This window comes from Microbacterium sp. p3-SID336 (assembly GCF_025143365.1).
Lineage (GTDB): Bacteria > Actinomycetota > Actinomycetes > Actinomycetales > Microbacteriaceae > Microbacterium.
On sequence record NZ_JALXPE010000102.1, the window covers coordinates 1 to 6,609 of the forward strand.

Below are 6,609 nucleotides of genomic sequence, written 5' to 3' on the forward strand. Positions count from 1 at the left end.
GCGGCGGCCACGGCACGTCGACGCCGAGCTCGTGGGCGGCGCGGAGGGCGAAGTGCGGATCGCGCAGCCACTCCCTGCCCGCGAAGATCGCATCGGCGGCACCGTCGGCCAGCACCTGCTCCGCCTGTGCCGCCGCGGTGATGAGCCCCACGGCGGACACCGGGATGCGCCCGCCCTGCCGCACGGTCTCCGCGAGCGGCACCTGGTAGCCGGGGGAGACGCTGATCCTCTGGTGTGCGACCAGCCCGCCGCTGGACACGTCGATGAGGTCGGCGCCGCGCTCCGTCGCCCAGTCGCCGACCGCTGCGGCCTCCTCCGGGGTGAAGCCGCCCTCGGCGTGATCCGTCGCCGAGATCCGCACGAACAGCGGCACTGCCGGCCCCGCGACCGCGCGCACCGCGTCCACCACCCGCAGCAGCAGTCGTGCACGGTTCTCGAGCGAGCCGCCGTACTCGTCCTCGCGGAGGTTCGCCAGCGGGGACAGGAACTGGTGCAGCAGATAGCCGTGCGCGCCGTGGATCTCCAGCACGTCGAATCCCGCGTCGAGCGCACGGCGGGCTGCCGTGGCGAAGGCCTCCACCACGCGGTCGATACCGGCGCCGTCCAGGGCGTGCGGGGCGGCGAATCCGTCGAACGCCACGGCCGAGGGGGCAACGGTGGTCCAGCCGCCCTCGGCAGGGGGAACGGAACCGCGCTCCGGCGCCCACGGCCACCACGTCGACGCCTTCCTGCCGGCATGCGCGAGCTGGATGCCGGCCAGGGAGCCGCGGTCGTGCACGGCCTGCACGATCGGCGCGAGCGCGTCGCGCTGCCGGTCGTCCCACAGGCCGAGGTCGCGGGGGGAGATCCGGCCCTCCGGGACCACGGCCGTCGCCTCCGCCACGATGAGCCCCGCACCGCCCGAGGCGAACTGCGCGAGATGCGCGTGATGCCACTCCTGCGCGACCCCGTCGACGGCGCTGTACATGCACATCGGGGATACCCAGAGGCGGTTGCGGAAGGTGGTCGAGCGGATGGTCAGCGGGGCGAAGAGGAGACTCACGGTTCGACGCTACCGTCCCGCCACCGGGGCCAGGGCCGCCCGCTAACGTGGAGGCATGAGCGATGCGCGCGAGTGGTCACGCGGCGACACGGCCAGGTACTTCCGGGCCGGCACGCGCGAGGACGACAAGTACAGCCGGGGCGTGGTCGGTCTGCGCACCGGCTCGCCCGCGTATCCCGGCGCCGCCGTCCTCGGGGTCGAGGCGGCGTGGCGCTCGGGCGCCGGTTTCGTGCGCTTCGCGGGCGCTCAGCGGGTGGTGGACGCCGTACTCGCGCGCCGCCCCGAGACCGTCGGCGGGCCCGACACCGGTCGTACGCGCATCGACGCCTGGGTGATCGGCTCGGGAACGGATCCCGCCGACCGCAGCGAGGACGAGGCCAGGGCCCTCCGGGAGATCCTCTCCGGCGCGGCCCCCGTGGTCATCGACGCGGGCGCCCTCGATCTCGCCCCCGGCGCGCGTGCGCCGTTCGTGGTGACCCCTCACGCGGGGGAGTTCGCCCGGCTGCGCGAGCGGCTGAGGATCGGTCCGGACGACGGCGAGCCGACGGACGACGTGCGACAGGTCGCCGCGAAGCTCGGCGGCACCGTGCTGCGCAAGGGCGCCCGCACGCTGATCGCGGCGCCGGGCGGTGAGGTGCTCGCGGTGGACGCGGGCACGGGTTGGCTCGCGACGGCGGGCACCGGCGATGTGCTGGCGGGCGTCCTGGGCGCCGTGATCGCGGCGAACCCCGGCGCACCGCTGGCCGAGGCCGCCGCCTCCGCGGCCTGGATCCACGGGCATGCCGCCCGCATCGCCGCCGGGGTGCGCGATGGGGTTCCCGGTCATCCGATCGTCGCACTGGACGTCGCGGAGGCACTGCCGTCCGCGATCGCGGACGTTCTGTCGTGAGGGGGCGGGTCCGCCCGGGGACCCTCGTGCTCTGGGCCGTCTTCCTCCTCGCGCACCTGGTGACCGCGTGGGTGGGGTGGGTGTACCCCAGCCAGCCGATGGGCGATGTGGTGCTGGTGTATCAGCCGTGGGCGTCGGCGGCGCTCGGCGGGGGACCCGTCGTCGGCGTGACCGAGACCTGGGTGTACCCGCAGCTCGCGTTGCTGCCGATGCTGCTCACTGCGGGCATCGCGACGCCGCTCGTGCCCGCGCTCGGCGCCGCCTCGGCCTATCTGGTGGCATGGGCGGTGCTGGTCACGGCCCTCGACGCGGTGGCCTTCGGGGTGCTCGTGGGCCGTCGCCCTCCGCGCGCGCGACAGGCGGCGGCGTGGTTCTGGTGCTTCGCGCTGCTGCTGCTCGGGCCGATCGCGCTGTACCGCATCGACGCGGTGACCGTGCCGATCGCCGTGCTGGCGGGACTCTGGCTGGTCTCGCGGCCCGCCCTCGCCGCGGCGCTGCTGACGGTGGCGGCGTGGATCAAGATCTGGCCGGGGGCGCTGGTCGTCGCGGCAGTCGTCGCGAGCCGCGCGCGGCTGCGCATGGTCCTCGCCGCCGCGGGGGTGACGGCGGCCGTGATCCTCGGACTCCTGCTGCTCGGAGCGGACAGCGAGCTGTTCGGCTTCCTGTCCGCGCAGACCGGCAGAGGCCTGCAGATCGAGGCGGTGGCGGCGACCCCCTTCCTGTGGCTCGCGGTGGCCGGTGCAGCGCGCATCGAGTACAGCTTCGACATCCTCACCTTCCAGATCGAGGCGCCCGGCGTGGATGCGGTCGCCGCTGTGCTCACGCCTCTGATGGCGGTCGGGGTGGTCGCGCTCGCGGTGCTCGGCGCCGTGAAGGCCGCGCGGGGAGCGTCGTTCGCCCGGTTGTTCCCGCCGTTGGCGCTGGTGCTCGTCACGACGCTCATCGTCGGCAACAAGGTCGGCTCTCCGCAGTTCCAGACCTGGCTGATCGCGCCGGTGCTGCTGTGGCTCGTGATCGACAGGGCACGTGCGAGGGTGCCGGCGGTGCTGGTCCTCGCGCTGTGCCTGCTCACCTGCCTCGTCTACCCGCTCGGCTACGACGCCTTGCTGCGCGCGGAAGCCGCGCCGGTGCTGCTCCTCACGGTGCGCAACGCCCTGCTGCTCGTCCTGCTCGTCCTCGGCATCCGCGCCCTCGTGCGGGTGCCCGCCCTCCGCCCTCACCGAACCAAGGAGTGAACCCATGCTGATCGCCTTCTCCGTCGCCCCCAGCGGCACCCCCGCGGACGGGGCCGAGCGCGCCGACGCCTCCGTGCATGACGCGGTCGCCGCCGCCGTGCGGGTGATCCGTGAATCGGGTCTCCCGCACCGGACCACGAGCATGTTCACCGAGATCGAGGGCCCGGACTGGGACACGGTGATGGACGTGGTCAAGCGTGCGACCGAGGCTGTGATGCCCTTCGGCTCCCGCGTCTCGCTCGTGCTCAAGGCCGACATCCGCCCGGGCTACACAGGCGAGCTCGACGCCAAGGTCGAGCGGCTGGAGGCGGCGATCGAGGAGTCCGCCGACCGCTAAGCTGATCCGGTGAATCCCTCGACCGCTTCGAGGGGTGCGGCGAAGAGGGCGCTCCTCTCTCTCGCCATCGGCAGCTTCGGCATCGGCATGACCGAGTTCGTCGTCATGGGGCTGCTCCCGAACATCGCCGCCGACCTGCTCCCGTCCGTGTGGGCGACGAGCCAAGAGGACGCGCTCAGTCAGGCCGGCTGGCTCATCTCGCTGTACGCGCTCGGCGTGGTGATCGGCGCTCCCACGATCGCGGGCTTCGCCGCCCGCTATCCGCGGCACCGGGTGATGATCGTGCTGGCCCTCGCGCTCACGGTCTTCAACGCCCTCACGGTGGTGCTCCCGACGTTCGAGCTGGTCGGGGTGTCCCGGTTCCTCGCCGGGCTGCCGCACGGGGCGTACTTCGGCATCGGCGCTCTCGTCGCGGCCGAGGTGATGGGTCCGGGCAACAGGGCGAAAGGCGTGGCCTTCATCCTGACCGGGCTCACGGTCGCGAATGTGGTCGGCGTGCCGCTCGGTACATTCCTCGGGCAGCAGTGGGGGTGGCGTGCCGCCTTCGCCGTCGTCGCCCTCGTCTTCGCGCTCGCCACGGTGAGCATCGCCCTGTTCGTGCCCGAGCATCCCGGCGATCCTGGGCGCACGATGCGCGCGGAGCTCGGGGTGTTCCGCATCGGACAGGTGTGGTTCACGCTCGGCGTCGGTGCGATCGGCTTCGGCGGCTTCTTCGCGGTCTACAGCTACATCGCCCCGCTCGTGACCGAGGTCGCGGGGTCGCCCGAGTGGGTCGTGCCGATCGTGCTCGTGCTGATGGGCCTCGGCATGACCGCGGGAAACCTCGTCGGCGGGCACTTCGCCGACATCGACCTCCGCCGCACGCTGCTGTTCGGGTTGGCCGCGATGGGCGTCGTGTTCGCTCTGCTCGCGGTGCTGTCGTTCTGGATCGTGAGCCTCAGCCTGCTCGTGGTGCTGGTCGGCTTCGTCTCGTCGGTGCTCAGCCCCACCATCCAGACGCGGCTGATGGACGTCGCCGGCGACAACCAGTCGATCGCGGCGGCCATGAACCACTCCGCGCTCAACATCGGCAACAGCCTGGGGGCGTTCCTCGGCGGCGTCGTCATCGCGGTCGGCTGGGGCTTCACGGCCCCGGCATGGACGGGCGCGGTGCTCGCGGTCGCGGGCCTGCTCATCGCGCTGCTGTCGTACCGCGTGGAGACGCGCCGCGCCGCCTCGGTCCCGGTGCTCGCGTCGTAGAGTGACGGGGTGACGATCCCCGACGACGACCTGCCGCTGGCCGGGACCGCCGTGCTCCTGCGCCCTTCCGACGACGGCTTCCGCGTGCTGCTGCTGCGGCGGCCGGACCGCGGGTCCTTCGCGGGCGCCTGGGTGTTCCCCGGAGGCAAGGTCGAGCAGCAGGACCGTCGCGACGGCGCGGACCGCCTGGACGACGCGCGGCGAGCTGCCGTGCGCGAGACCGCCGAGGAGGTCGGACTGGTCATCGACGGGCTTGTGCCGCTGTCGGAGTGGCGGCCGCCCGCCGAAGCCCCGGTCCGCATCCGCACGTGGTTCTTCCTCGCCGAGGCTCCGGAGGCCGAGGCTGTGCCGTCCGAACCGGAGGTCGCCGAGCTGGCCTGGGTCACCCCGGCGGAGGCGCTCGGCCGCCACGCGACGGGGGAGTGGAGGCTGTTCCCGCCCACCTGGGTCACGCTGCACCGGCTGTCGATGCACGACGAGGCGTCCGCTGCGCTCGCGTCGGCCGGCGCGGCGGAGCTGTTCCAGACGCGCGTGCGCGAGGGCGGGCGGGCTTTCGCGTGGGAGCAGGGCACGCTCGACGCCGCCGCGCTGCCGTGGAGCTTCGCGCCCGCGTGAGGCTCAGCTCGCGAGCAGTCGCCCGAGGTGCTCGCCGACGGCATCGGTTTCGATCAGGAAGCCGTCGTGGCCGAAGTCGCTGGCGAGCACGACCGCCTCGCCGCCGAGCACCGTGCGGATGCTGCGGGCGATGCGCTGCTGGCCGTCGACCGGGAACAGGCGGTCGCTGTCGATGCCGAGCACCAGCGTGGTCGCGGTCACCGCGTGCAGCGCCTCCTCCACGCCGCCGCGTCCGCGCCCGACGTCGTGCGAGTTCATCGCCTCGACCAGGGCGATGTAGCTGTTGGCGTCGAAGCGGCGCGTGAACTTGTTGCCGTGGAAGTCGAGGTACGACTCGACGGCGAAGCGCCCCCCGTGCCCGAGCGGTGACACGTCGGACTGCCAGGAGCGCTGGAACCGCTGGTTGAGCTCGATCGGGCTGCGGTAGTTCAGCAGCGCCATGCGCCGCGCGAGCGCGAGGCCGCGGTGGGGGCCGTCACCGTCGGCGAGGTCGTAGTACTCGCCGCCCTGGAATCGCGGGTCCATCCGGATGGTCTCCAGCTGCACGGTGTTGAGCGCGATCTGGTCGGCTGTGGTCACCGGCGGGGAGGACAGCACGGCGAGCCGCTGCACACGCTCCGGATGCGCGACCGCCCACTCGAGGGCGTGCATGCCGCCCATCGACCCGCCGATCACGGCCGCCCAGGTGTCGATGCCGAGCGCATCGGCGAGCCGTACCTGCGCGGCGACCTGGTCGCGGATCGTGAGGTAGGGGAAGCGGGAGGCCCACTCGTAGCCGTCCGGTGCGATGCTCGCCGGTCCCGTCGAACCCTGGCAGCCGCCGAGCATGTTGGGGGCGATGACGAACCACTCGTCCGTGTCGATCGCGGCGCCGGGACCCACGATGTCCTGCCACCATCCCGCCGTCGGATGCCCCGCACCGGCCTCGCCGCGGACGTGGCTGTCGCCGGTGAGGGCGTGCAGCACCAGCACGGCGTTGTCGCGCGCGGCGTTCAGCTCGCCCCAGCTCTCGTAGGCAATGCGGATGCCGGGCAGCTCGGCGCCGCTCTCGGTGCGGAAGGCGCCGAACGCCGCGAAGCGCCGCCCGCCGACGGGGTCGCCGTCGCGCCACGCGCCGGTGGCGGGAGGGCGGGCACGGAGGAGCCGGACGTCGGCCTCCGTCACGGGTGCCGACGGCACCGTGTCCTCGGAGGTCGTCTGCCAGTCCATGTCTCCATTCTCGCCCGGCGGCGCTGGCGACGGTCGCACGTTA

7 protein-coding genes are annotated in these 6,609 nt (G+C 73.2%); 5 read left to right on the forward strand and 2 right to left on the reverse strand.

From position 1 onward, the window contains the following. On the reverse strand, positions 1–1,042 hold a 1,042-nt coding region (locus M3C17_RS18555; protein ID WP_259979534.1), incomplete at its 3' end, for an NADH:flavin oxidoreductase/NADH oxidase. A 55-nt stretch (positions 1,043–1,097) separates the two neighbouring features. Between M3C17_RS18555 and M3C17_RS18560 the strand changes: the two genes are divergently transcribed. From M3C17_RS18560 to M3C17_RS18580, 5 genes are read left to right on the forward strand one after another with little or no spacing between them, the layout of a single operon-like run. Continuing rightward, complete coding sequence (locus M3C17_RS18560) at positions 1,098–1,931, forward strand: ADP/ATP-dependent (S)-NAD(P)H-hydrate dehydratase (RefSeq protein WP_259979535.1); 834 nt, start codon at positions 1,098–1,100, stop codon at positions 1,929–1,931. Beyond that, complete coding sequence (locus M3C17_RS18565; RefSeq protein WP_259979536.1) at positions 1,928–3,166, forward strand: hypothetical protein; 1,239 nt, start codon at positions 1,928–1,930, stop codon at positions 3,164–3,166. Before M3C17_RS18560 ends, M3C17_RS18565 begins: the two co-directional genes overlap by 4 nt. A 4-nt stretch (positions 3,167–3,170) precedes the next feature. Next, positions 3,171–3,503 carry a thiamine-binding protein gene (locus tag M3C17_RS18570; RefSeq protein WP_259979537.1) on the forward strand — a complete coding sequence of 111 codons (333 nt, stop codon included), beginning with the start codon at positions 3,171–3,173 and terminating at the stop codon, positions 3,501–3,503. 9 nt (positions 3,504–3,512) lie between these two features. Next, the gene (locus M3C17_RS18575) at positions 3,513–4,742 is read left to right on the forward strand and encodes an MFS transporter (protein WP_259979538.1); all 1,230 of its coding nucleotides are present in this window, start codon (positions 3,513–3,515) and stop codon (positions 4,740–4,742) included. Positions 4,743–4,751: 9 nt separating this feature from the next. Next, on the forward strand, positions 4,752–5,357 hold the full coding sequence (locus tag M3C17_RS18580) for an NUDIX hydrolase (RefSeq protein ID WP_259979539.1): 606 nt from the start codon (positions 4,752–4,754) through the stop codon (positions 5,355–5,357). 3 nt (positions 5,358–5,360) lie between these two features. Here the strand turns inward: M3C17_RS18580 and M3C17_RS18585 are convergent, their stop codons facing one another. Beyond that, entirely contained in the window at positions 5,361–6,566 is a 1,206-nt protein-coding gene (locus M3C17_RS18585; protein ID WP_259979540.1) for a homoserine O-acetyltransferase, read from the reverse strand. Positions 6,567–6,609 lie beyond the last annotated feature (43 nt).

Bases quoted from the DNA above. Each gene is read 5' to 3' on its own strand.
- M3C17_RS18560 (WP_259979535.1), top strand. From the start codon at position 1,098: ATGAGCGATGCGCGCGAGTGGTCACGCGGCGACACGGCCAGGTACTTC.
- M3C17_RS18570 (WP_259979537.1), top strand. From the start codon at position 3,171: ATGCTGATCGCCTTCTCCGTCGCCCCCAGCGGCACCCCCGCGGACGGG.
- M3C17_RS18585 (WP_259979540.1), bottom strand. From the start codon at position 6,566: ATGGACTGGCAGACGACCTCCGAGGACACGGTGCCGTCGGCACCCGTG.